A 21,850-nucleotide genomic window follows, 5' to 3' on the forward strand; every position below is an offset into this window, starting at 1 on the left:
AGGAACCATTATCTAATGACTAATGGTGATTGACTATTGAATTAGGGACTCAAAATTAATTCCCATTCTTGCTTTTGTGGATTCCACACAGGAGCCGATGTTTCCCCGACAACATATGGCCCCCAGTAGCGACGGGAACCATCTTGTGCAAAAGCAACTAAAATATCTCCCTTCTGCAATTTTAAGTTCTCGTTTGGCAAGGACAAAATTAGCCCTTTCTCACTACCTTCTCCAGGAGCAAAATCCCAATGTGCTGGCAGACTAGAATTAGCTTGCTCAGAAGAATTTTTCACTGGTGATCGCCTTGTTAGCAATGCCAAACGCACGGGTTGCTCAGTTTGATTGCTCATTCGCAAAGTTCCTTGCCCTACTCTTTTACCTGGCGAGCTTTGATGATAAGCAAACAAAGAATTTTTAGATGTGGATATTGCAGTGCTAAGAGTAGAAGCCATAGCACTTTCAGACTGAATTTTTTCACCAGAATCAACAGAAGACGCATTGGATTGTCTTGTCTCAGATTCAAAAGAGACTTTAACCTCATAGCATCCTGCAACCAACAGCAAACCTGAACAAGCAGCTGTGAGAACAGCGCGATAGTAAGATGGTAATCTCATATTGATAATTATTTAAAAATAAGTACTTTCTCTAGGCTCGTTTAAATAGCAGCCCATTACTACAACGGACAATCAAACTAGCTTGCCCACTGTAGACTCTCCTATAATTAGGGGTGATGTGTATTATTTGTGTCACTTTGAGCATTCACTTTGAAGGTGGCTCAAGACAAAAGTCTCTTGATGCTTAACCTTTCGGCACCTGCTCAAGACAATAGAGCGTGTAAATTTTTATTTACACCCCCAATCTAAGAGAACCCCAAATAATTTTCACACAACTTTATGTTAAACCTATAATATCCTCAACATGGGGTTATTTCATAAGATTTTGACTAAGACCTTTTCAAGGGTGGGGTAGATGGGTTAAGAGGTGTAAAATCAACTATTTACCTGACACCCTTTAACTCCTGCTGTGTTCGCAATTTCTTGAGATGCAAAACACTCGTCTTAACACTCTGTCAAATGTCATTGCTAACCGTTTACGACTATGGCTTTTTAATCCTTGGCGACGGGTAGCCGTTATTTTAATAAGTTTTTTATCCGGTTTTTTTCTAGGCTCGGCTATTTCGAGTACAGCCGGGCAAACTGCTCAATGGGACGTGGTTGCAGCCGCCATTTTAGTGGTGATGACGGAAATCGCTAGTAGGATATTTTATAATCGCGGCATAATAGCACGACAGGCATTCTGGGTACAATCAGTCAACTCTCTGAAAATTGGTCTTACCTATAGTATGTTTCTGGAAGCTTTCAAGCTGGGATCGTAATCAATCAGGAGACAAGGGGAGGGGGAGACACGGGGACAAGGAGACACGGGGAGATGGGGAGACAAGCAACCTATTAACTACTAACCACTAATCAATGACAAATGACAAATAACTAATGACTAGTTACGAAGCTTTTGGAATCACACCAGAAAATGTAACTGAGGTTATACAAACATATCTGCTAAATTCTGTTTATCCTGAGGTGAGCGAATTTTGTCAATCTCAGTTTCAACTGCAACCCAGTGTGATATCAGAAGTTTTGCAGATTTTGTGGCTACCTTTGGCGATTAAGCTGGCATGGCAGCGACAAAAAATCAATCATCCCTTCATACAAGGCATCTTAGGAGGACAAGGCACAGGTAAAACGACCATGTGCAAAGTTCTCTCACTGATTCTCCGACATTTAGGATACCATACCCTGAGTTTGTCTTTGGATGACTTGTACAAAACTTACAGCGCTCGCTTGCTCCTCAAACAGCAAGATCAGCGATTAATTTGGCGTGGCCCGCCCGGAACTCATGATATTGAGCTAGGCTTAACTGTATTGGATAAAATTCGTGAAGGTGATTTGCCAGTAGCAGTTCCCCGCTTTGATAAATCAGCATACAACGGGGAAGGCGATCGCACTACTCCAGAAATTGTAACAAATGTAGATATTGTTTTATTTGAAGGCTGGTTTGTAGGTGTGCAACCCATCGATGCAAGCACTTTTGATCATCCACCACCACCTATTCTTACAGCCGAGGATAAGGCATTTGCCCGTGATATGAATTATAAACTTTACGATTATCTACCATTGTGGAAAAGATTGGATAGCTTAATCATCTTGCATCCAAAAGATTATCGTTTCTCACTGGAGTGGCGTAAACAAGCAGAAAAAAAAATGATTGCTGCTGGCAATTTGGGAATGAGCGATTTAGAAATTGAGCAATTCGTTAATTATTTTTGGCGTTCTCTTCACCCAGAATTATTCATCAAGCCATTGCTAAAATCTCCAAAAGTAGATTTGGTAATTGAGATTAATTCAGATCATTCTTTTGGTAGAGTTTATCAACCGAGTAAGTAGGCACCATGAACGGCGTACACCCCTTTGGAGTACTACCTTGAAGACGTACCTACGGCAGTTGCTACCCTACCTAGCCCTTTCAGGGCGGCTACGCCAACGGAACCCCTTTCGGGGAACGGGAACGCTTTCAGCGAACAAGTCGGAGAACTCGCCTGCATTTTTAATGTGTATCTACTTTTCGTCACATAGGTATGCACATATTTTGGTAGATTGGTAGATGACGCTTCATGCTAAGATAATCCCCTTGGCTTTTAAAGCAACTCTTCCGCCTAAATATGGTTCAGTATACTATCGCTCAAAGCCCAGAAATTATTATCACCGTTCCTGGTAGAGATTCAGCCAAAGCCCGTGAGAAAGCAATGGATCAATTGATGCAACTCATGGACGAAGGTAAGTTATCCACGGAATTGGAAGAAGGATTTAGTCCCCAGCAGTTAATTGAGGTGAAGGAAGTACCAATGGATACTACCGGTGGCGAGGACGAAATTACACAAGCCGTTCAGATTTTGAATAACCTAGCCACACTCAAGCTGAAAGTTCAAGACACACGTACCGAAGCTTTGGAGATTCGCAAACAGGTTGATATCCTCTTTTCAGAAAAGTCTGTTACTGAAGAGGAAATTGCTCGCTTGAAGGAAGGTTTTAAAGTTCTCAAAAATTTTGCCCAAGCAAATTTACGTTACCAGGAAGCAAAAGCCAAAGCAGAACAAGCTCGCCAAATACTTGATAGCGCTTTAAAATCACCTGAAAAGTAGCTGTTGGTAATTGAAGTTAGTAGGGTAGAGTGCCACTACTTACTGCACGGGAAAAGTTAGGCTTAGAAAGAATTTTCGCAGAGTCTAACGCTCGTGTATTTTGGCTAATTTAATTCGCCTAATTCCCAATTAGGAAGTAGGAGTATTCTCATTCCCAAGCTCCAGCCTGGGAATGAGAAAATATTTCCTTCTGCTTTCTGCCTTTTCCTTACCACCCTTGTTCTGCTTTTTGAAAAACATAAGCTGCTACCTCATTAATCTCTTGTTCATTTAACTTGCTTTTAAAAGCAGGCATTGCGCCTTTACCGTTTTGTACCTGGTGAACAATTGCAGCAATTGAATTGAGATTGTAATTTTCTAAATACTTCTGCAAAGCCTCTTTTTTTAAGGTTTTCTCGGTAATGAGGATATTACCACCACCTATATGACAAGAAGCACAGTTAGAACTAAAAATTTTAGCAGCCTTTGATGTTTCGGCTGCTAGTACTGGATCAATAAATATAAAACTGAATAGGGCGATCGCTAACAACAGGATGAATAAAAATATTTTCAAGCTATTCTCCTTGTAATAAGCTTTTAGCAGATAAAAACATCTCCAGTAATATTCTATTGCTGCTAAAAGCTTTTAAGTTGGAGTTAAATTTACCTTTGAACTACCAACTGTGTCTGATTTTAGAAGATAAATCTGGATTTCAATTTGACTCTTAGATTTCAGTAAAATCATTTACAATTGCTGGCAACGAGTCCATTCACGATCTCACCACTGATGTATTAGAAATCATGGGTGGTGGGAATAAGACTCGTCACCTATACTTATTCTTTACTTGCAATTCCTAGAAGTGTAATAGAGCACAACACTAAGATAGGCAAGTTACTTTTGGCAAATTTCCTCTATAGGATAAGGAAAATATTTAATGTCAACAGTGCCATTCTGTTTTACTCAACAGTGAGTTTACCAACCATACCAGCACCGCGATGAGGTTCGCAATAGAAGGTATATTCACCCTTAGCAGCGTCTGCTGGGATTGTTGTTTCAAACTCTTGCCCTGGACTCATCAACAACTGTTTATGAGATAAAGACTTAGCTACATCAGCGCTTTTGGACATAGCAGGATCGAATACAACGTTGTGGGGGGGAACTTTATTGTTCACCCATTTGATTGTGTCGCCTGGCTTCACCGTCAATTTTGATGGTTCAAAAGCTAGCATTCCTTTGTCGCTACCCAATTTTACAGTGTATGTGTCAGCTGCTGCATTGGGAGTGAAAATAGCAAAGCTGCCAACAACTAAAAGAATTGTTAAAACAGCTAAACCCAAACGCCGCAAACTTCCAGCAATCAATTTCATGGCTTTCTCCTAACAACAGGTTTTATTTTCCCTTATTCATTTTAGATAAAATCAAGCCTAAATATGACAATATGTCGTAGATACTAGTTTGTTAAAAAACAACGGCAACATATAGCAAAAATTTGAGAAATTAGCAATATCTACTCAATAGTTTGAAATGATAAAGTTTTCTGCAAGAGTTAATGTTCGCAAAATTAGGCAAGTAAGCAAGTGCAGTAATTAAACTTTGTGATTAGCGATCGCATCTGACAGTTACCCATTGTTTGTGGTGGGAGAGCCACGTGTATATAGTCAGCAGACCAAATATTTTGGACTGCTAACTACTGACGAATGACAAAATCACAAATGACTATTAGGCAAAATCGGCTTTAGTAATAAATCTTACCGCCGCCCCATTTTTCACCTTGGATCTTCGGCTGTAAAAGGATATGACCGGCGATCGCCTTCAAGTCATTATCAGAGAGATTTCTCATTTCAGTGAAGATATCAGCACTCTTGATGCTGGGGTGTAATTCGGCAATTTCCTCTTCCCCATCATAAGTAGTGGGATTTTTCATATAATCCACTAGTGCCTCGATATTGTCACGCGGTGGTGTTGCCCCAGCCAGAGCATCAGGATCAAGTCCTACGTTCTGGTTGGTTTTGGTGATACCGCCAGGATGACACTGAGAGCAAACATTGTTAAATAGGCGTTTACCTTCTTGGACTTGTTTTAAACTCAGTACAACCTCGTTACCCTTTTCATTTAATTTCACTGTACGGGTTGCTTTATCAAGTTCTACTGCCGACGCATCACTGACAACAAACTGAAACGTCAGCAATACAGTAGCGACAAAAATGCCAATCAGTCTTCTAAACATCTTTCCCCTTAAAGATTTTGACGCTCAACACAGCTAAAATTGCGATTCTCTATCTTCTGTTGTTAACTGCTAACTGCGAATTATTAAACTATTGACTGCTAACTGTTTTTGTGATATTTGCAGTTGGTCAGGTAAATTTAGTTTCACCTGACAGATTCGCTAGTAGCGTTTGGACGTATTTTGGACAAAATGTGGGAAATGATTGCCTTTGTATCCTCAAACGCCAAACGGACTTTTGGTTTTGATAGGCAATTCCCAGTGGTTCGCGTATAGAAAGCACTTTGGCTACAGTCACCCTGTAGTCTGCCGCTATCTCCGCAATTGATAGGTCTGCACAACCCATGCTACTTGTTAACTTACAGATTAAAGATTGAGTCGCTGTTATACAAATATCACGTTAAGAGGGCAATTTGTCGCCCTAACTACTTTTGAGGAGGCAAGGAGTAGGGAAGACAAGGGGACAAGGGGACACGGGGATATGGGGACAACACACCAGAAAAGGAGAGCAATAGACAATTAATTACTAACTACTACGGGCGGTTTAGAAGATAAATTATCAGTTTTAACGGCAAGATTATCCATAAAACCCGCCCCTATCAATGACAAATAACCAATTACTAATGACTATTTTTATTACTTTTCTTTGCCGAATGCGCGGATGGGTGGGTATTGGAAAACCAGTTTACAGAAAAATGCCTAGATTCCTTTGGTACAAGGGGAAAAAGCGATCGCACAACATTAGCTATCCGCGCTCTTTACCCAGACTAGGTTACAGCGATTTATACCCTACTCAATCTAATTTTTTTCATGCTATTATTGCTCCATCCGCGCAAACGAACCTTGAAAATCTAATATTGACTGGCTTTTGGGTTGCCGTTATTGAAATTTTTCTTACTCCCTATTAGGGATTGAAACTAATAATAACTAGACTCTAGCCATATAAATAATAAAATTGAAATTTTTCTTACTCCCTATTAGGGATTGAAACAACGCGCCGTAGTCTCAAGGCGCTCATCTAGTCTAATTGAAATTTTTCTTACTCCCTATTAGGGATTGAAACTTTAACTCACGCCTGGCAAAGACTACACCGAGCATAGATTGAAATTTTTCTTACTCCCTATTAGGGATTGAAACGGAAGCATGGCAAGACGACGGTTATTCGAGTGCCGGAAATTGAAATTTTTCTTACTCCCTATTAGGGATTGAAACCAGCCAGCACAGCCCGTCCGTATCGTTCATGACCCATTGAAATTTTTCTTACTCCCTATTAGGGATTGAAACTAAATCGGATGTGTCATGAGTAGTTAGACCTTGATGGTTGAGGAGGGTTCGCACTACTTTGGATGGTGGGCGATCGCTCTTTTTGATAAAAAGCGTTGTGCCGTAAACACAACGCTTGATCAAAGTTTTGATTTTTGTTGAATTTATATTGTTATTGCTGCTGATTTATTCGCTTTTGCAATTCAGCATCAAACTCCTCATCTGTACTGCAAAGCACGCCAGGACGAGAGCGAATTATACTTAAGTAGTGCTGGAATGCATTCTCATCATTAGGATTGCGCCGCACATATTCGCGCAATTCTTTTTCCGTCATTGATTCGTAATTTTGTCTAGTCATTCGATTATCACCTTCCCGTTTGGAAGTATTTCTATTTGTATTGTCTCTCCCACCAACATCACTATTCGGTTGGTGCGGCTATCAAACCGTACCAAGTTAATTGGTAGAAGTAGATTACTTACTCTCACGCTTCTTTGATAGAAGGATTTCAGTTGCTCCGGCGTTGGCTCCATGTTTTTTTATTCTCACCTCTTCGCTGTGCATCTTTCCAGGTTGAAATTTTTCTTACTCCCTATTAGGGATTGAAACAAAGAGGCGATCGCTACTTTATGAAGCTCCTATAGTTGAAATTTTTCTTACTCCCTATCAGGAATTGAAACATACCTAAACCTTCGCGCTCTTCGCGTCTTAGCAGTTTTTTAATAAAATTCTTTCTGCTAGAAAGCAAATAATCCTGATGAGGGATAATTGAAACTATTTAACTTACTAACCCTTCCCACCTGTAAAAGTAACACTTTGAATAAAGTATCTATTAAAAAATGCGTAGATAGCCAAAGCTGGCAAAGTGAAAACCATTGAAGCCGCCATAATATAGTTCCAATAGCTAATATATTGACCTTTAAAAGAGTTCAAACCTAAAGGCAAAGTAAACATTTCTGGATCAAATAAAATCACCACAGGTAACAAAAAATTATTCCAACTACCCATAAAAACAAAAACTGCCTGGGCTGCTAGTGCAGGTTTTGCCAGAGGTAGAACAATCCGCCAGAAAATACCAAACGAAGTTAAACCATCAAGTGCAGCGGCTTCTTCAAGTTCTTTCGGAAAATTAACAAAAAACTGCCGCATCATAAAAATGAAGGTGGCATTAACCATGCTGGGAATAATCATGCCTTGATAAGAATTTAGCCAACCGAAGACTTTCAAAATCAAAAATGTTGGAATTAGTGTTATCTGGGCTGGTACTGCTAGAACTGCCAAAATTAGCAAGAACCAAAAGTGCCTACCTCGAAAGCGCAGCCTTGCTAAGGCATAACCAGCCATTGAGTTAAACAGCAAGTTTAAAACAGTGACGCTAATAGCAATCACCATACTATTGAATAGCCAGCGCAGAAACAACGGTTCTTGCAGAAAGATTTGCTTATAGTTGTCAAAAGTAAAATTCTTTGGCAAAAAATTGGATTCACCGCTAACAATTTCAAACAAAGGTTTAAAGGATGCTGACAGCGCCCACAAAAATGGGACAAGCGTAATAATTGCATATAGTGTCAGTATGATGTATAGCAATACCTTCAGCAAAGAACTACGAGAGAAGTTTGTCACACTTTTTCGCCCCCGAATAATCGCCGCTGAATCAAGGTGATAGTAATTATGACTACTGCTAACAGGAAGGCGATCGCAGCTCCATATCCCATTTGTAAGTTCCGAAACACAGCTTGATATATCAGTAAAACTACGGTTAGAGTGGCATTATTAGGCCCGCCAGTACCACCAGAAAAGATATAAGACTGATCGAATAACTGAAATGTACCTATAATTCCCATTGCTACAACAAAGAAAGTAACGGGTTTGAGGATGGGAATAGTAATATGTATAAACTTTTGCCAACCGTTAGCACCGTCCAATTCTGCCGCCTCGTAGAGAGTTTGGGGAATATCCTGCAACGCCGCCAGGTAAATAACCATATAAAATGGTGCAGTTGACCAAATATTCATAATCATAATGCCTTTTAGTGCCACAGCAGGATCGCCCAACCAGTTGTAAGTAGGTAATCCTAAAAAAGCGAGAACATCATTGAGTAGCCCATTGGTGTTATAAATCCACATGAAAATCAGTGTGAGAACAGCAGAAGAGGTAACTGTGGGCAAAAAATAAAGGATGCGCCACCAGTTTTTGCCGCGAATGCCAGAATTAAGGGTAACAGCTAGAATTAACGCCAAGACAGTCTGTGTCGGCACCACAATAGCAACGTATTGGACTGTATTTCTGAGAGCAATCCAAACCCGTTCATCTTCAACTAGGCGCGTGAAGTTACGAAAACCGATGAATTCATACTCAATACCACCGAGAAGTTGCACTTTATGAAGAGAAAGGAAAACAGCCCAAATAATTGGTAAGACTACAAAAGTTCCTAAAACTAGAATCGCAGGCGTCATGAACAAATACCCAGGCAAGTCTCCTTTTATGTTCCACCTGGCTTTTTCCTGCTTTCTTAGCTGATACACAATCGTACACCTCCGCATCCCACACTATTGGCTTTGGGATGGATCTTGCATGATTATCTATGGTAATTGGTTGCTCTAATGAGAAACATCCATTGCCGTGGAAGAAGCGCATTTTGGAACAAACAGCATCTGGTGAGATCCCCCCAACCCACGCCAGTTTCAACAAAGGGGGAAACCCTCCTCCGGATTCGCCACTTTACTTATGCCGGGAAACCCATCCACCGCAAGTGGCTCACCGCAACGCACTGGCTCCCCTTAGAAAGGAGGACAAAACTGAATCGTATTGGCTTAATTACTCCATCGCCTTAATCAACTTATTAGCTTCTTGTTGCGCCCGCTGCATCGCCTGCTCTAGCGGTTGCTGCCCTAACAAAGCACTGACAAACTGGTTATCAAAGCTGTTCATAATTGCTGCCGGATATTTACCCGCTTGCCACGGCATCGCATAGTCAACTCCTGCTAAAAAGGGCGATCGCAACGGATCTTTGTCATAACCTAATTTCTGTGCTACTGATTTGCGTGTGGGCAAAGCAAAGCCTGTTGCTGTCCACTTTTCCATGCCTTCTTTACCCGTAAGATAGGAAATTAACTGCCAAGCTTCCTTTTTGTGCTGTGATTGTTTGTTCATGACGTAGGCAACGGTAAAAACCATTGTCCCTTTTTTATTATTGATACTTGGTACTTCTGCGGTGGCAAACTCTAACTGGGGAAAAGTTTCTTTGAGGAAGGGAATTGCCCAGTTACCTTCAATTACCATTGCCACTTTACCTTGACCGAACATTTCACTACCTGAGTTTGTCCCAACATCAGATTTTTGAGCAGAAGAACGTTCTTTTTGATACTGTTTTACTACTAATTGCAATCCTTTTAAACCAGCTTCAGAGGCAAAGGTAGCATAACCATTTTCATCTACAAGTTGCCCACCAAAAGCTCCAATTTTATAAGCTTGACGCGCTAACTCTGGAATTACTCCATAACCATATTGATCAATTCTACCGTCTTGGTTTTTGTCTGTTGCCAATTGTTTAGAGTAGGTACGCAACTCATCCCAAGTAGTAGGGGAACTAGTCAAACCTGCGGCGGTAAATGCTTTTTTGTTATAAAACAGTGCTAACGTGGAATAGTCTTTGGGTAAACCATAAATCTGATTATCATGCTTAAAGCTGTTAATTAAATTTTCTTCAAAATCAGACAAGTCAAATTCGGGAGTAATATAAGCATCTAATGGTTCCAGGACATTCTGACTCATGAGGAAAGGAGCCTCAAGAGCATCCAAATAGAAAACATCAGGTGCTGCTTCGCCAACTAAGCGTGTTTTAATTACATCCATGTATTGGTCAGAGATAACCTCATACTTTACCTTGATACCTGGATGCTGTACCTCAAAGTCTTTTAATACTTGTTTTAATAGTTTTTGCTCTATAGGATCTGAACCCCAACCACTTAGTTTGATATTCACGGGGGTTGGTGCTGTAGCGGTTCTATGTATTTGTATCTGCTGACAACCGATCGCCAACAGCGCGATCGCCACTGCCAGGGCTAAAAAATTAAATAGTTTCCTTTTCATTACCGCAGCATGAAGACTTTTTTGTGAAGTAATGGTCTGTTATGGCTCTAGAATGATTTTTTCTAGTAATTAATTTTTATATAGAAATGCAAGGTAAAATAACGAAAAATTGCAAAACTATTTACATTCATAAGCGGAGAATATGTGTTCAAAAACAACTTGATAGATGCTAAGTTTTACACCTATAAACCTAGCAAAACTATATAAACAAGAAAGTTTTTCAGGCTAGTAGTTGGCAACTGGTAATAAACTATTTCCTCATTACCAATACTCAATCACCAATTACTGCTCTGTTTATCTCCACAGGTATTTTACAAACAATTTTTAATTACGCCCACCTGCTGAGTTCATGACTTCTGTTCAAGTTGAAACCGCTTCTCCTCTTGTTCCAGAAATTGCCGAGATCGCAGTTGCCCCAACTACACTCTCTCCTGCTCCCATTGCTGAATTAAATCAAAAAGCTCCAAAAAATGGGATTCGCAATAGCTTGCGAGCTTCAACTGTTGATGGTGTATTTGCAGGCATCTTTACTATCACCACTAGCGGCATTTTACTGAGTAATTTTTTAGTAGAGTTGGATGCCAGCCCGATCGCCTTTGGGATGCTCTCTTCTATCCCGATGTTGGTGAATTTAATTCAGCCTTTGGGTGCTTACCTCTCGGAACGCTCTCAGAGTCGCTGCCGCTATTCTCTCATGATTTATGGCCCCTCGCGGCTATTATGGCTGTTTCTAGTGGCGGGGATTGCAGCTTTTAGTTGGGGATTGATGAATTCCCAGCAGTTAGTAATATTGACACTCTTAATCGTCCTATTTAGCCATTTATGTGGAGGATTAGGAAGTGCTTCGTGGTTAAGTTGGATGGCAATGCTAGTTCATCGGCGGTTGCGGGGGCGTTATTTTGGTATCCGCAACAGTATCGTCAGCCTCACGAATTTGATTTGCGTACCATTAGCCGGAGTGGCAGTATCCACTTGGCATGGTGGCACTCTCCAAGGCTATGGAGTGGTGCTATTGATCGGAATCTTATCAGGAGTTGCTAGTTTGGGATGTCAGTACTTCAAAGTAGATGTAAATCCCCAAGAGCAAAACACTTCTGCTACAAAGATTTTTCCTCAAAAAGCTGTTTGTTTAGAGCCAAATAATACAGATCACACAGGCGATCGCCAACCAACAATTGATAAGCCAGCACCTGAAATTAATCCTTGGAAAAATATTCTCAAAGACACTAACTTTCTGACATTTCTGCTTTACTTCAGTTTCTGGATGTTTGCTGTCAACCTCAGTGCTCCTTTCTTTAACCTCTATATGCTCGACACCCTTGATATAGATGTTAGTTGGGTGACACTCTACAGTAGCGTTCAGGCGGCAGCAAATATGTTAATGCTGATTGTGTGGGGTAAGTTAGCAGACAGGATCGGCAACCGTCTCATTCTCTTCTTTGTCGGCATCTTGTTTGCGATCGCACCCTTGTTATGGTTAGGTATTAGCCATAATTCTCTCAGCCTGTGGTTTTGGCTGCCAATGTTACACATTTTCCTGGGTGGAACTGGAGCAGCTATTGATTTATGTGGCAACACCATGCAGTTAGAAGTTGCACCAGTCAAAAATCAATCTATATACTTTGCTACAATCGCTGCCGTTGCTGGTTTCTGTGGCGCTTTCGGCACAACTCTAGGTGGCTTGATCATCCAGAATGCTTACTTTGGAGGTTTAGCGGGTTTATTTGTCCTTTCAACCATGTTCCGAATTCTTGCACTTTTACCTTTGATATTTGTACAAGAAGCACGAGGGCAATCTTTTCTTCAGACTTTTCAAGGATTGCGGCAAGTTCGCAAAAAGTTAGCCTGAAGTTAGGGACTAGGAAAAGGAGCCAGCGCCGGGGGTGAAGCATCGGTGCAGCAGGGTTGCCAACGCCACTTGACGCCAGTCGCTACAACGCGCTTAACCCGCAAGGGCGCACTGGCTCCTTTATGTCGGAAAACCCGTCCATCCTCCGGCGTACAGCAGTCCCCCACACTCCTTCAAAGATGCTACGCGAACGCCGGAAACCGCCTTTGGTGGTGGGCTGCTTCACCGCAGTGGCTCCTCCGCAGGCGACTGCTGTAGACACGAAGTGGCTTCTGAAAGTAAGGGTTCCCCGACTTGTAGACGCGTTTGCCGTAAAGCATTGCGTTAGCTAGCGCCTTCTCACAGGGTGGCGACTGGCGTGAGGGGGAGAGTGGGAGATGTATGAAGTCCTTGTCCCCACGTCCCCGTGTCCTCTTCCTACTCAGCAGCAGTAGAACTTAAACTCATAGTCTTTTCCCACAAAACCATGTTATGAGTTGTGGTAACTGTGGGGGGCTGATGTAAGGTTATCAATTGTGCCAAAGTTTGCTTCAATTCTGTCCGAGGTACAATCTCATCTACAAAGCCATGTTGCAGCAAGTCTTCAGCAGTTTGGAAATCATCTGGTAGTTTTTCTCTTAGGGTTTGCTCAATAACTCGCCTACCTGCAAAACCAATGGTGGCTTTTGGTTCTGCTAGAATGATATCGCCTAACATCGCGAAACTAGCAGTAACGCCGCCTGTAGTGGGATTAGTTAATACAGGAATGTATAATAGCCGTGCTTCTTGATGGCGTTGTAGAGCTGCGGAGATTTTTGCCATCTGCATTAGCGAGAGCATTCCTTCTTGCATTCTGGCTCCGCCAGAGGTACAAACTATCACCACAGGATACCGTCGCTGAGTAGCTTGTTCAATTAAGCGGGTGAGCTTTTCTCCGACGACGGAACCCATGCTACCACCCATAAATCGGAAGTCCATTACGCCCAGGGCAATAGGCAAACCATTAATTTCACCCAAACCTGTTTTGACGGCGTCTACTAAGCCCAGTTTTTCCTGCGTTTCCCGGAGGCGATCGCTATAGGCTTTGCGATCGCGAAATCCCAAAGGATCGGCAGGACGTAAATGCTCATCCATCTGCCTCCAGGTATTGGCATCTATGAGCTGGCGGATACGCTCATCACTATCAACTCGATTATGATGTTCGCATTCCGTGCATACCATTAAATTGGTTTTCAGGTCTTTTGTATATGTTAAGACACCACACTGAGGACATTTATGCCACAGCCCATCAGCAATTTCACGTTCTTGACGTTCGAGGCTGATAGGGCCGGATTTACGTCGATTGGCAAACCAATCAAATAAAGACTTTAAACCACGTGTTTCTTCGTTATTTGCCATTTGTTTTTTATGCAAGTGAATAGTATGTCAAACGCAGGTTAACGTAATTGGCGGTCAAATTTTTCTTCTAACCGATTCAGACCTTATTTTGCATCTTTGGTTGCCAGCTTAACGAAATTACGTAAACCAATTCAAGTCCGTTGTTCTGAATTCTAGGGAAATTAATAGCAGCAACGCAGTCAATATATCCTTGAGAAGTACTTGCAAAGCTGCTGGCATACCAGCCCCAAAATAGAACTTCACCCCCCGATCAATAATTACTTGTTGTGTCATTAATTACGCTCGGCAGCTTGTGTCGAGTCAGAAGCGATCGCTGCATCAGTTCCACTTGCTAATATGCTCTCGTTATTTAAGAGGGTAATCCAAGTCACAAGATTATGTTAACAGAAGTTTAATGACATAAGGGGTAATGAAATTTACAGTTGTATGTTGTTTGCAGGCAGAGAGTGGAAGACGCGGGGACGCAAAGAGCATCAGACGCGGAGAACAGAGGAGTGGAAGGGGAGAACCCCGTGTCCTCTTCATTCCCCGCGTCCCCTTGTCCTCTTCCCCTGTTCCCTATTTATTAAGTCTGATGAAAAAATAATTGCAGATAGGTAGACAAAATGGTCTCGCCACTAAACACAACAATCAATGCTCCCAAAGCAAGGAAAGGGCCAAAAGGCATCTTTTGTCCCCATTTTTGAGGCAGTGTAGGACGGGAATTTTGAGTGGTAGTGTGAGGTGACTGTCTTGAAATTGAAGTGTGAGCACTATATCGCGATAAGAAAATTGCACCACCACCCACCAATGCTCCTAAAAAACAAGCTACAAAAGCAGCTAGGAGCAAATGCTTCCAACCTAGCCATGCTCCCATCATTGCTGCTAATTTCGCGTCGCCTCCACCCATTGCTGTTTTACCAAAGACAATAGAACCAACAGTGGCGATCGCATTAAACAGCCATAACCCCAGCACGGCTCCTGATATTGCTGTCATCGAGTGATTTGCCCATCCTGCCCATCTAGTTTCTGACAGAAAACCAACTAGCATTTGAAATGCTATCCCCAGTACTAACCCTGACTGAGTCAGTGGATTGGGTAAGGTCATGGTATCTAAATCAATCAGCGATAAGGTGAGTAACCAGCTACAAAAAACCCAATAGCCGAGTGTCAATGGTGATACATGAAAAATCCAAAAAATTATCAAAAATAAACATCCCGTCACCGCTTCTACCACTGGGTAACGGAGAGAAATCTTACTTCGACAATAGCGACAGCGCCCGTTTAACCACAACCAACCCAAAACTGGTACATTATCGTAAGCTTGGAGTTGATTTAGGCAATGTGGACAGCGAGAAGGGGGAAACAGAATCGACAAACCAGCAGGCAGTCGATAAACAACAACATTGATAAAGCTGCCAATAGACGCACCTAAGCCAAACACGATCACATTCGCCAATGTGACTATCAAAAGATCCATATATTGTCTTTAGTCATTTGTCCTTGGTCTTTTATACTTGCTCATTCTTCATTTGTACAAACCAATGACTGACTACTGTACGGACGGGTTTTAACAAAAATCTCTTTAGGATGACGAAATATCTAAATAAACCCGCACGCGGCTATGCTACAAGTCGGCGGAGCCGCAAGGGCGCACTGGCTCCCCTACCAATGACTAATACATATATGATTCAATTTGATTCAAAGGCACAAAACATTCTTCAGGCAAGAGGACGGGCTGATGTGTAAAAATCACCTTGCCTCGGTGATTAACACGATTAATTGCTACACCAGATGGTTGCCCAGCCACTTCGGGATGTACTTCACAGTATGTGTAGTAAATTTGTCCAGCAGATCGAATTAGCGCGGGGTCGATCAGGGGTGACTGGTGCTTTGGGCTGGTAAAGTTTGCTTGTGGTTGTTTTACAGCGTACACTGCTTACTTAATGGCTTGCTAAGTTTTGTTTTTAGTTTATACGAAAGTTTCAACATATAGTTGCCAATATTGCCATTGCGATTAAAAAATTATTGTTCAAGTACTTGAATCAATGCTTTACCCATCGCTTGGCAACCTAAGAGCTTCATTCCAGGAGACATAATATCCCCGGTACGAACACCGCTTTCTAGAACTTGTAAAACTCCTTGTTCAATAAAATCTGCTGCTGCTGGTTGGTTTAAACTGTAGCGCAGCATCATTGCTGCACTCAAAACTTGTGCGAGAGGATTAGCTTTATCTTGTCCTGCAATATCGGGGGCAGAACCGTGAACCGGTTCAAAGACTCCCGCCCCAGATGCACCCAAACTAGCAGAAGGCAGCATTCCAATACTACCAGTAAGCATGGCCGCTGCATCTGAAAGTATATCGCCAAACAGGTTACCCGTAACGATAGTGTCAAACTGTTTGGGAGCGCGTAACAGTTGCATGGCGGCATTATCTACATACATATGAGTAACTTCTACATCTGGATATTCTGCCGCTAACTTCGTGATGCGATCGCGCCACAACTGAGATACCTCCAGAACATTGGCTTTATCTACCGAACAGAGTTTGCCTCGACGCTTACGTGCTGTTTCAAACGCCACCCTGCCAATGCGATCAATTTCAGATTCGGTGTAAGCCATTGTATTTACACCTCGTTTCTCACCAGTTTCTGCTTCAAAAATCCCCTTGGGTTTACCAAAGTAAATGCCGCCTGTGAGTTCACGTACTACCATGATATCGACGCCTTCCACAACTTCTGGTTTTAAGCTAGAGGCATCAATTAACTGAGGTAAGATTTTCGCTGGACGCAAATTGGCAAATAATCCCAAACCTGCACGCAATCCGAGTAAGCCAGTTTCTGGGCGTAAATGAGACGGTAAGCTATCCCACTTATAACCGCCAATTGCCGCTAATAATACAGCATCACTATTGCGACACGTATCTAAAGTAGCAGCTGGTAGGGGTTCGCCTGTCGCGTCAATTGCCGCACCACCGATTAATGCTTCTTGGAATTCAAAATCAATATCAAATTTCTTTCCTATAACCTTTAGCACATCTACTGACACAGCGATAATTTCAGGGCCAATGCCATCGCCAGGAAGTAGAGTTATGCGGTGTTGCTGTGCCATAGTTTCGTTTTGACTGGATTAAGTATTTAATCGTGCAATAAATTCTCACAGATTAAATATCATATCGAGCAATTGCACCAATGAAGCTTTTAATTTATCTTTCCAGTCAAACAAAGAAAGCACTTGCTTAGACTGCAACAGCTTGCGATTCTAACGCACAAACTTGTGCATCCCGACGAGAAACAATCCGCAACTCATGGGGATAACGCGGACGCGGATCATCCACTAACCAGATTGGAGGTACCATCATGGCTTCATAGTAATCAATCCGATGTAAAACCCCTGGTTTGTCTTTGAGTTCTACTATCGTCCCCGCTGGATACTCAAACATTTCATTCCAATCGATTCCTGACTCGGTGTTCATCGCACTCAACTATTCCAAATACCTGAAAACTCTTTTGTTTCGATACAACCAAGGATGGCTTGCGATCGCACTAGCCGCGCCCCTGGAGTATCAACAACCCATTCCCTCAATCAACAATAGAACTGGCTTTTATCTAGAACAACTTCACCATGCTCTGGAACCCAGGCAACCCAGGTGTCTGGAGATTCCTGACAGAGCAACTTGGCTTCGTCAAAACCGTATTCACTGGGAGGCTGGAGCAACTTTACCCAAGCATCACGGTTGTAAGTGATGTGGCAAACCGGATTCCAACCTGAAGCGATCGCTCCCTCTACCACGGGTGTTGGTGAATCAGATAAATAGGTTGTTGGCAGGGGCATACTCGTTCTCCGTCTCAAATCCATTAACACTGGCAACCAAACTAGATAGAAGTAAATAAAATAATTTCTGTATTCATTTTTACAAAAATGCAGCAAGATCGCTCAATTATGCCGGATAAATTAACAAATCCTGACATAGTTGAATTTATGCTGTCTCACAACAAATAATTTCTCGTTACACCAATTTAAAAAATGATTGCGGCAGATGCATTGATAAAACCCAGACAGATTAAAGCGATTTCTAGTCCAAAATCCAAAATAGTACTACCATGCTCTGCATAGTGATGAAAATAGAAGGCTCTGCTTCATCAAGAGGAGACAGAGCCTCCATCAATGTTCTCCCTGGCTGGAGCCTGGGGAAGAGAAAAGTACTTTGAAAAACCAATGGAGCTAAGCGGATTCGAACCGCTGGCCTCTGCAATGCCATTGCAGCGCTCTACCAACTGAGCTATAACCCCGCGTAGTGCATTACATATCTTAACTTAATATTTAGGTGCTTGTCAATATGCTTTGCTGAGAGACCTCATAAACAAAAGTTAAGAAAGTAATAGCCAATTTCTATTATTAACCATTCACTTTTCTTAAGAAACTTTCAGCAAATAGCTCATACAATGCCCCATCAAAAAGTAAACTACCATCATGGCTGCGGCAGCCGTTGCCACCAACAAACCTGCCAACATTAAAGAAAATTCCTTATTTTCGTAGGCTTTTTCCATCAGATGTAGCGACCAAGCCACTAGCGCTACATCAAAAACTAAAATAGGAATCAACATATTTCTTAATATTTTTTAATGCTTCTTAGCCAATATTAACACCGTTTTCGAGAACTGTGTTGAGTACTAGCAGTGTGTTCTAGTCAAAGATTGGCATTCTCAAGAGGGCATTCTGACAGGCACTTGATGATCGCGCAAATAATTCTTGATTTCCTCCACAGTTAATTGTCCATAATGTAAAAGTGAGGCAAGTAAAGCGGCTTCTGCTTTACCTTCTGTTAATGCTGCATGGATATGTTGGCAATTACCTGCACCACCAGAGGCAATGACGGGAATTTGTACAGTCTCAGCTATAGTTTTTGTTAACTTGAGGTCATAACCGACTTGAGTGCCATCAGCATCCATACTAGTCACCAGCAATTCTCCTGCGCCTCGTTTTTCGACTTCTTGCGCCCACTTGATTGCGTCTATGCCTGTGTTTTCTCGTCCACCCCGTACATATACATCCCAACCAGGATTGTTAGGATCTTTTCTGGATCTAGCATCAATAGCAACAACTATGCATTGATTGCCAAAGCGATCACTCGCCCGATTAATGAAATCTGGGTCACGTACCGCTGCCGAATTAATACTAACCTTGTCTGCTCCAGCTCGTAACAGATTTTTAACATTTTCTAAGGATTGGATGCCACCACCCACAGTTAATGGAATAAAGACTTGTTCGGCAGTCCGGTAAACCACATCGACAATAATATCTCGGTCTTCATGAGTTGCCGTAATATCCAGAAATACTAATTCATCTGCTCCAGCTTCGTTGTAAACCTTTGCCAATTCAACTGGATCGCCTGCGTCCTTGAGATTAACAAAGTTAACTCCTTTTACAACTCGTCCCGCGTTCACATCTAGACACGGTAAGATTCTTTTAGCCAGCATGACAGATTTTGTACTCCTAAGTAGTTCCCCGGAATTTAAATTTTAGATTGGCAAGCGCACTTTAGAAACAAAATTAACGCGTCCGTATTTATACGTCTTGGTGCTACCACCAGTAACCGTTAACAAGTGTAAAAGTAACAGTTGATAACTAAGACTATGGCAATTATCTCCTCGAAAAAACAGCCTTCCGATTCAGGTGGAGAACCAAAACAGCGTCAGACGCAATCCAAAGCATCGATAAAAGAGAATATTTTGCAGCCAGAAGCGGCAATTGAAGAACAAGGTAAGCAGGAAGAGAGTATTCGACCGCAACGGTTTGCCGATTATATTGGACAGAAAGATTTAAAGGATGTGCTGGAAATAGCAATCAAAGCAGCTAAGTCCAGAAAAGAAGTGTTGGATCACCTATTGTTATACGGCCCTCCTGGTTTGGGCAAGACGACAATGGCAATGATTTTAGCAGCGGAGATGGAAGTTAACTACAAAATTACCAGCGCTCCAGCCCTAGAACGCCCCAGAGATATTGTTGGGCTGTTGGTGAATCTCAAGCCTGGGGATATTTTGTTCATAGATGAAATTCATCGCCTCTCGCGGATGACGGAAGAGATTTTATACCCAGCAATGGAGGATTACCGCTTAGACTTGACAGTGGGTAAAGGTTCTAGTGCTCGGACTCGCAGCATTCCCCTCTCAAAATTTACTTTAGTGGGAGCAACAACTCGTGTTGGTGCGCTCACCTCTCCTCTGCGCGATCGCTTTGGTTTGATTCAAAAACTTAGATTTTATGAAGTAGAAGAACTCAGGCAAATTGTCCAACGCAGCGCTCAGTTACTTAATACCACCGTTACCGAAGATGGAGCCAAAGAAATTGCTCGGCGATCGCGTGGCACACCGCGAATAGCAAATAGATTACTTAAGCGTGTACGTGATTATGCACAAGTAAAATCATTTGATTGCATTTGTGAAAAAGTAGCAGCCGAAGCATTGCAACTATTTCAAGTCGATCCATGCGGTTTAGATTGGACAGATCGCAGAATGCTCAGTGTAATAATTGAACAATTTAATGGCGGGCCAGTAGGGTTAGAAACAATTGCCGCAGCGACAGGTGAGGATACGCAAACAATTGAAGAAGTATACGAACCTTATCTAATGCAGATTGGATACTTAAGCCGTACACCCCGTGGTAGAGTAGCAACCGCTGCTGCATATAAGCATTTAGATTTTAAGCCACCCAATGAACAGTTATCGTTTTTGCAGTGACTAGGGACTAGGGATTAGGAAGAAGCACCAGGAGCAGAGGGGAAAGAACGTGAATAACGATTCTCCGTGTCCCCCTTCGGGTACTCTCCGAGAAGGGCTACGCCTGTCTACCGGGCGTCTACGCCAGTTCACGCCACGTGACGCCAGTCGCCCCAAGGCTTCGCCAACGGACACGCTTCGCGAACGCCGCAAAGCGGCTCAACCCAAGGCGCTGGTTCACCGCGTTCCTTTGTCACCGTGTCCTCTTTACCCAATCCCCGATACCCAATACCTAATACTTAAAAGATAGACACAGATAAACACAGATGATGAGGTTAATAGTTATTTTGTTGAGTCTGTTGCTTGTGTTTGGGTGGGCTGAGGCTGTTATGGCACAATCCCAAAAGCCCATCATCACTCAAGAGCAGTTACGAAAAGGGGATGAGTTGACAAGAGCAGCTTTTGCGGCAACGAGTAAAGGTGATTTTGCTACAGCCGAAAAGTACTGGACAGAAATTATTGAGCAATTCCCAGAAAACCCTGCAATTTGGAGTAATCGGGGAAATTCTAGAGTGAGTCAAAATAAGCTAGAAGAGGCGCTGACTGATTTTAATAAAGCAATTGAACTTGCACCAGACATTACAGATCCCTATTTAAATCGTGGTACTGCTCTTGAGGCTTTGGGAAGATGGGAAGAAGCGATCGCAGATTATAATCACATCCTCGAACTCGATCCTAAAGATGCAATGGCGTACAACAATCGCGGTACTGCCGAAGTCGGTTTACAGAGGTGGGAAGAAGCGATCGCTGACTACAAAAAATCAATGGTATTAGCCCCCAATTTAGTCATTGCCCGTGGCAACTACGCTCTGGTTTTGTATGAAACTGGGCAAATTGAGCCAGCAATTCGAGAAATGAAAAACATAGTCCGCAAATATCCCAACTTTGCTGATACACGTGCTGCACTCACAGCGGCTCTTTGGGTGAATGGACAAAAAGGCGAAGCAGAAAGTAATTGGGTAGCGGTTTCTGGACTCGATCCACGTTATAAAGATATCAATTGGGTGAAAAATATTCGTCGCTGGCCTCCTAGTATGGTAGAAGCTTTGGATAAGTTTTTGAGTTTGAAGTAGCTGGAATTAGGAATTAAGAAAACTGATACTGTAGTGAAAT

General features: G+C 42.3%; 25 protein-coding genes, 1 tRNA gene and 1 CRISPR repeat array. Of the genes, 7 read left to right on the top strand and 19 right to left on the bottom strand.

Translation table 11 applies throughout. From position 1 onward, the window contains the following. Positions 1–41 precede the first annotated feature (41 nt). The gene (locus U2718_RS32720; protein ID WP_341994318.1) at positions 42–614 is read right to left on the bottom strand and encodes a hypothetical protein; all 573 of its coding nucleotides are present in this window, start codon (positions 612–614) and stop codon (positions 42–44) included. Between the two features lie 428 nt (positions 615–1,042). On the opposite strand from U2718_RS32720, the gene U2718_RS32725 reads away from it, so the two are divergent. The 3 genes from U2718_RS32725 (at position 1,043) to U2718_RS32735 (ending at position 3,196) form a co-directional block, all read left to right on the top strand. After that, positions 1,043–1,375: a DUF565 domain-containing protein gene (locus tag U2718_RS32725; RefSeq protein ID WP_341994317.1), complete on the top strand. Its 333-nt coding sequence runs from the start codon at positions 1,043–1,045 to the stop codon at positions 1,373–1,375. 115 nt (positions 1,376–1,490) lie between these two features. After that, the gene (locus U2718_RS32730; protein WP_341994316.1) at positions 1,491–2,441 is read left to right on the top strand and encodes a glycerate kinase; all 951 of its coding nucleotides are present in this window, start codon (positions 1,491–1,493) and stop codon (positions 2,439–2,441) included. A gap of 275 nt (positions 2,442–2,716) precedes the next feature. Continuing rightward, complete coding sequence (locus U2718_RS32735; protein WP_341994314.1) at positions 2,717–3,196, top strand: hypothetical protein; 480 nt, start codon at positions 2,717–2,719, stop codon at positions 3,194–3,196. 208 nt (positions 3,197–3,404) lie between these two features. Here the strand turns inward: U2718_RS32735 and petJ are convergent, their stop codons facing one another. From petJ to U2718_RS32775, 8 genes are all read right to left on the bottom strand, one after another. Beyond that, positions 3,405–3,749: a cytochrome c6 PetJ gene (gene petJ / locus U2718_RS32740; RefSeq protein ID WP_341994312.1), complete on the bottom strand. Its 345-nt coding sequence runs from the start codon at positions 3,747–3,749 to the stop codon at positions 3,405–3,407. Between the two features lie 383 nt (positions 3,750–4,132). Next, the gene (gene petE, locus U2718_RS32745; protein WP_341994310.1) at positions 4,133–4,543 is read right to left on the bottom strand and encodes a plastocyanin; all 411 of its coding nucleotides are present in this window, start codon (positions 4,541–4,543) and stop codon (positions 4,133–4,135) included. Between the two features lie 368 nt (positions 4,544–4,911). Beyond that, positions 4,912–5,403, bottom strand: coding sequence for a photosystem II cytochrome c-550 (gene psbV / locus U2718_RS32750; RefSeq protein ID WP_341994308.1), 492 nt, complete (start codon positions 5,401–5,403; stop codon positions 4,912–4,914). A gap of 878 nt (positions 5,404–6,281) precedes the next feature. Continuing rightward, a CRISPR array of direct repeats spans positions 6,282–6,685; the repeat unit is 37 nt; unit sequence ATTGAAATTTTTCTTACTCCCTATTAGGGATTGAAAC. 150 nt (positions 6,686–6,835) lie between these two features. Next, positions 6,836–7,021 (bottom strand): DUF6887 family protein, encoded by a 186-nt coding sequence (locus U2718_RS32755; RefSeq protein WP_016874131.1) that lies wholly within the window; start codon positions 7,019–7,021, stop codon positions 6,836–6,838. Then, on the bottom strand, positions 7,018–7,194 hold the full coding sequence (locus tag U2718_RS32760; RefSeq protein ID WP_411813404.1) for a DUF6888 family protein: 177 nt from the start codon (positions 7,192–7,194) through the stop codon (positions 7,018–7,020). Before U2718_RS32760 ends, U2718_RS32755 begins: the two co-directional genes overlap by 4 nt. A 253-nt stretch (positions 7,195–7,447) precedes the next feature. Beyond that, positions 7,448–8,284: a carbohydrate ABC transporter permease gene (locus tag U2718_RS32765; protein ID WP_341994306.1), complete on the bottom strand. Its 837-nt coding sequence runs from the start codon at positions 8,282–8,284 to the stop codon at positions 7,448–7,450. Continuing rightward, entirely contained in the window at positions 8,281–9,117 is an 837-nt protein-coding gene (locus tag U2718_RS32770) for a carbohydrate ABC transporter permease (protein WP_411813405.1), read from the bottom strand. Before U2718_RS32770 ends, U2718_RS32765 begins: the two co-directional genes overlap by 4 nt. 361 nt (positions 9,118–9,478) lie before the next feature. Continuing rightward, positions 9,479–10,753 carry an ABC transporter substrate-binding protein gene (locus U2718_RS32775; protein ID WP_341994302.1) on the bottom strand — a complete coding sequence of 425 codons (1,275 nt, stop codon included), beginning with the start codon at positions 10,751–10,753 and terminating at the stop codon, positions 9,479–9,481. Between the two features lie 349 nt (positions 10,754–11,102). On the opposite strand from U2718_RS32775, the gene U2718_RS32780 reads away from it, so the two are divergent. After that, positions 11,103–12,602 carry an MFS transporter gene (locus U2718_RS32780; RefSeq protein WP_341994300.1) on the top strand — a complete coding sequence of 500 codons (1,500 nt, stop codon included), beginning with the start codon at positions 11,103–11,105 and terminating at the stop codon, positions 12,600–12,602. Between the two features lie 417 nt (positions 12,603–13,019). Here U2718_RS32780 and accD read toward each other — a convergent pair whose 3' ends face one another. From accD to hisF, 10 genes are all read right to left on the bottom strand, one after another. Next, positions 13,020–13,979, bottom strand: a complete 960-nt coding sequence (gene accD, locus U2718_RS32785) for an acetyl-CoA carboxylase, carboxyltransferase subunit beta (RefSeq protein ID WP_341994297.1) — start codon at positions 13,977–13,979, stop codon at positions 13,020–13,022. A 117-nt stretch (positions 13,980–14,096) separates the two neighbouring features. Further along, a complete protein-coding gene (locus U2718_RS32790) occupies positions 14,097–14,252 on the bottom strand; it encodes a hypothetical protein (protein WP_341994295.1) in 156 nt (51 codons plus the stop codon). 292 nt (positions 14,253–14,544) lie between these two features. Next, positions 14,545–15,438 (bottom strand): A24 family peptidase, encoded by an 894-nt coding sequence (locus tag U2718_RS32795; protein WP_341994293.1) that lies wholly within the window; start codon positions 15,436–15,438, stop codon positions 14,545–14,547. A gap of 195 nt (positions 15,439–15,633) precedes the next feature. After that, positions 15,634–15,894: a hypothetical protein gene (locus tag U2718_RS32800; RefSeq protein ID WP_341994291.1), complete on the bottom strand. Its 261-nt coding sequence runs from the start codon at positions 15,892–15,894 to the stop codon at positions 15,634–15,636. Positions 15,895–15,983: 89 nt separating this feature from the next. Next, positions 15,984–17,069 (bottom strand): 3-isopropylmalate dehydrogenase, encoded by a 1,086-nt coding sequence (leuB, locus tag U2718_RS32805; RefSeq protein WP_341994289.1) that lies wholly within the window; start codon positions 17,067–17,069, stop codon positions 15,984–15,986. A 127-nt stretch (positions 17,070–17,196) separates the two neighbouring features. Beyond that, positions 17,197–17,433, bottom strand: coding sequence for a hypothetical protein (locus tag U2718_RS32810; RefSeq protein ID WP_341994288.1), 237 nt, complete (start codon positions 17,431–17,433; stop codon positions 17,197–17,199). Between the two features lie 110 nt (positions 17,434–17,543). Further along, positions 17,544–17,792, bottom strand: a complete 249-nt coding sequence (locus U2718_RS32815) for a hypothetical protein (protein ID WP_341994286.1) — start codon at positions 17,790–17,792, stop codon at positions 17,544–17,546. Positions 17,793–18,177: 385 nt separating this feature from the next. Continuing rightward, a tRNA-Ala gene (locus tag U2718_RS32820) sits at positions 18,178–18,250 on the bottom strand. 123 nt (positions 18,251–18,373) lie between these two features. Further along, a complete protein-coding gene (locus tag U2718_RS32825) occupies positions 18,374–18,565 on the bottom strand; it encodes a hypothetical protein (protein WP_016874118.1) in 192 nt (63 codons plus the stop codon). 99 nt (positions 18,566–18,664) lie between these two features. Beyond that, positions 18,665–19,438, bottom strand: coding sequence for an imidazole glycerol phosphate synthase subunit HisF (gene hisF / locus U2718_RS32830; protein ID WP_341994283.1), 774 nt, complete (start codon positions 19,436–19,438; stop codon positions 18,665–18,667). Positions 19,439–19,594: 156 nt separating this feature from the next. On the opposite strand from hisF, the gene ruvB reads away from it, so the two are divergent. From ruvB to U2718_RS32845, 3 genes are read left to right on the top strand one after another with little or no spacing between them, the layout of a single operon-like run. Then, a complete protein-coding gene (ruvB, locus tag U2718_RS32835; RefSeq protein ID WP_341994280.1) occupies positions 19,595–20,698 on the top strand; it encodes a Holliday junction branch migration DNA helicase RuvB in 1,104 nt (367 codons plus the stop codon). Between the two features lie 49 nt (positions 20,699–20,747). Further along, the gene (locus U2718_RS32840; protein WP_341994278.1) at positions 20,748–20,987 is read left to right on the top strand and encodes a hypothetical protein; all 240 of its coding nucleotides are present in this window, start codon (positions 20,748–20,750) and stop codon (positions 20,985–20,987) included. Positions 20,988–21,003: 16 nt separating this feature from the next. Further along, complete coding sequence (locus U2718_RS32845) at positions 21,004–21,810, top strand: tetratricopeptide repeat protein (protein ID WP_341994276.1); 807 nt, start codon at positions 21,004–21,006, stop codon at positions 21,808–21,810. The last annotated feature ends 40 nt before the right edge of the window (positions 21,811–21,850 follow it).

Source organism: Chlorogloeopsis sp. ULAP02, from assembly GCF_038404745.2.
Taxonomy (GTDB): Bacteria; Cyanobacteriota; Cyanobacteriia; order Cyanobacteriales; family Nostocaceae; genus Chlorogloeopsis.

Excerpts from the sequence above, each read along its gene's own strand:
- U2718_RS32720 (WP_341994318.1), bottom strand. The coding sequence starts at position 614 with ATGAGATTACCATCTTACTATCGCGCTGTTCTCACAGCTGCTTGTTCA.
- U2718_RS32725 (WP_341994317.1), top strand. The coding sequence starts at position 1,043 with ATGCAAAACACTCGTCTTAACACTCTGTCAAATGTCATTGCTAACCGT.
- U2718_RS32730 (WP_341994316.1), top strand. The coding sequence starts at position 1,491 with ATGACTAGTTACGAAGCTTTTGGAATCACACCAGAAAATGTAACTGAG.
- U2718_RS32735 (WP_341994314.1), top strand. The coding sequence starts at position 2,717 with ATGGTTCAGTATACTATCGCTCAAAGCCCAGAAATTATTATCACCGTT.
- petE (WP_341994310.1), bottom strand. The coding sequence starts at position 4,543 with ATGAAATTGATTGCTGGAAGTTTGCGGCGTTTGGGTTTAGCTGTTTTA.
- psbV (WP_341994308.1), bottom strand. The coding sequence starts at position 5,403 with ATGTTTAGAAGACTGATTGGCATTTTTGTCGCTACTGTATTGCTGACG.
- U2718_RS32755 (WP_016874131.1), bottom strand. The coding sequence starts at position 7,021 with ATGACTAGACAAAATTACGAATCAATGACGGAAAAAGAATTGCGCGAA.
- U2718_RS32760 (WP_411813404.1), bottom strand. The coding sequence starts at position 7,194 with ATGGAGCCAACGCCGGAGCAACTGAAATCCTTCTATCAAAGAAGCGTG.
- U2718_RS32770 (WP_411813405.1), bottom strand. The coding sequence starts at position 9,117 with ATGACGCCTGCGATTCTAGTTTTAGGAACTTTTGTAGTCTTACCAATT.
- U2718_RS32775 (WP_341994302.1), bottom strand. The coding sequence starts at position 10,753 with ATGAAAAGGAAACTATTTAATTTTTTAGCCCTGGCAGTGGCGATCGCG.
- U2718_RS32780 (WP_341994300.1), top strand. The coding sequence starts at position 11,103 with ATGACTTCTGTTCAAGTTGAAACCGCTTCTCCTCTTGTTCCAGAAATT.
- accD (WP_341994297.1), bottom strand. The coding sequence starts at position 13,979 with ATGGCAAATAACGAAGAAACACGTGGTTTAAAGTCTTTATTTGATTGG.
- U2718_RS32790 (WP_341994295.1), bottom strand. The coding sequence starts at position 14,252 with ATGACACAACAAGTAATTATTGATCGGGGGGTGAAGTTCTATTTTGGG.
- U2718_RS32795 (WP_341994293.1), bottom strand. The coding sequence starts at position 15,438 with ATGGATCTTTTGATAGTCACATTGGCGAATGTGATCGTGTTTGGCTTA.
- leuB (WP_341994289.1), bottom strand. The coding sequence starts at position 17,069 with ATGGCACAGCAACACCGCATAACTCTACTTCCTGGCGATGGCATTGGC.
- U2718_RS32810 (WP_341994288.1), bottom strand. The coding sequence starts at position 17,433 with ATGAACACCGAGTCAGGAATCGATTGGAATGAAATGTTTGAGTATCCA.
- U2718_RS32815 (WP_341994286.1), bottom strand. The coding sequence starts at position 17,792 with ATGCCCCTGCCAACAACCTATTTATCTGATTCACCAACACCCGTGGTA.
- U2718_RS32825 (WP_016874118.1), bottom strand. The coding sequence starts at position 18,565 with ATGTTGATTCCTATTTTAGTTTTTGATGTAGCGCTAGTGGCTTGGTCG.
- hisF (WP_341994283.1), bottom strand. The coding sequence starts at position 19,438 with ATGCTGGCTAAAAGAATCTTACCGTGTCTAGATGTGAACGCGGGACGA.
- ruvB (WP_341994280.1), top strand. The coding sequence starts at position 19,595 with ATGGCAATTATCTCCTCGAAAAAACAGCCTTCCGATTCAGGTGGAGAA.
- U2718_RS32845 (WP_341994276.1), top strand. The coding sequence starts at position 21,004 with ATGATGAGGTTAATAGTTATTTTGTTGAGTCTGTTGCTTGTGTTTGGG.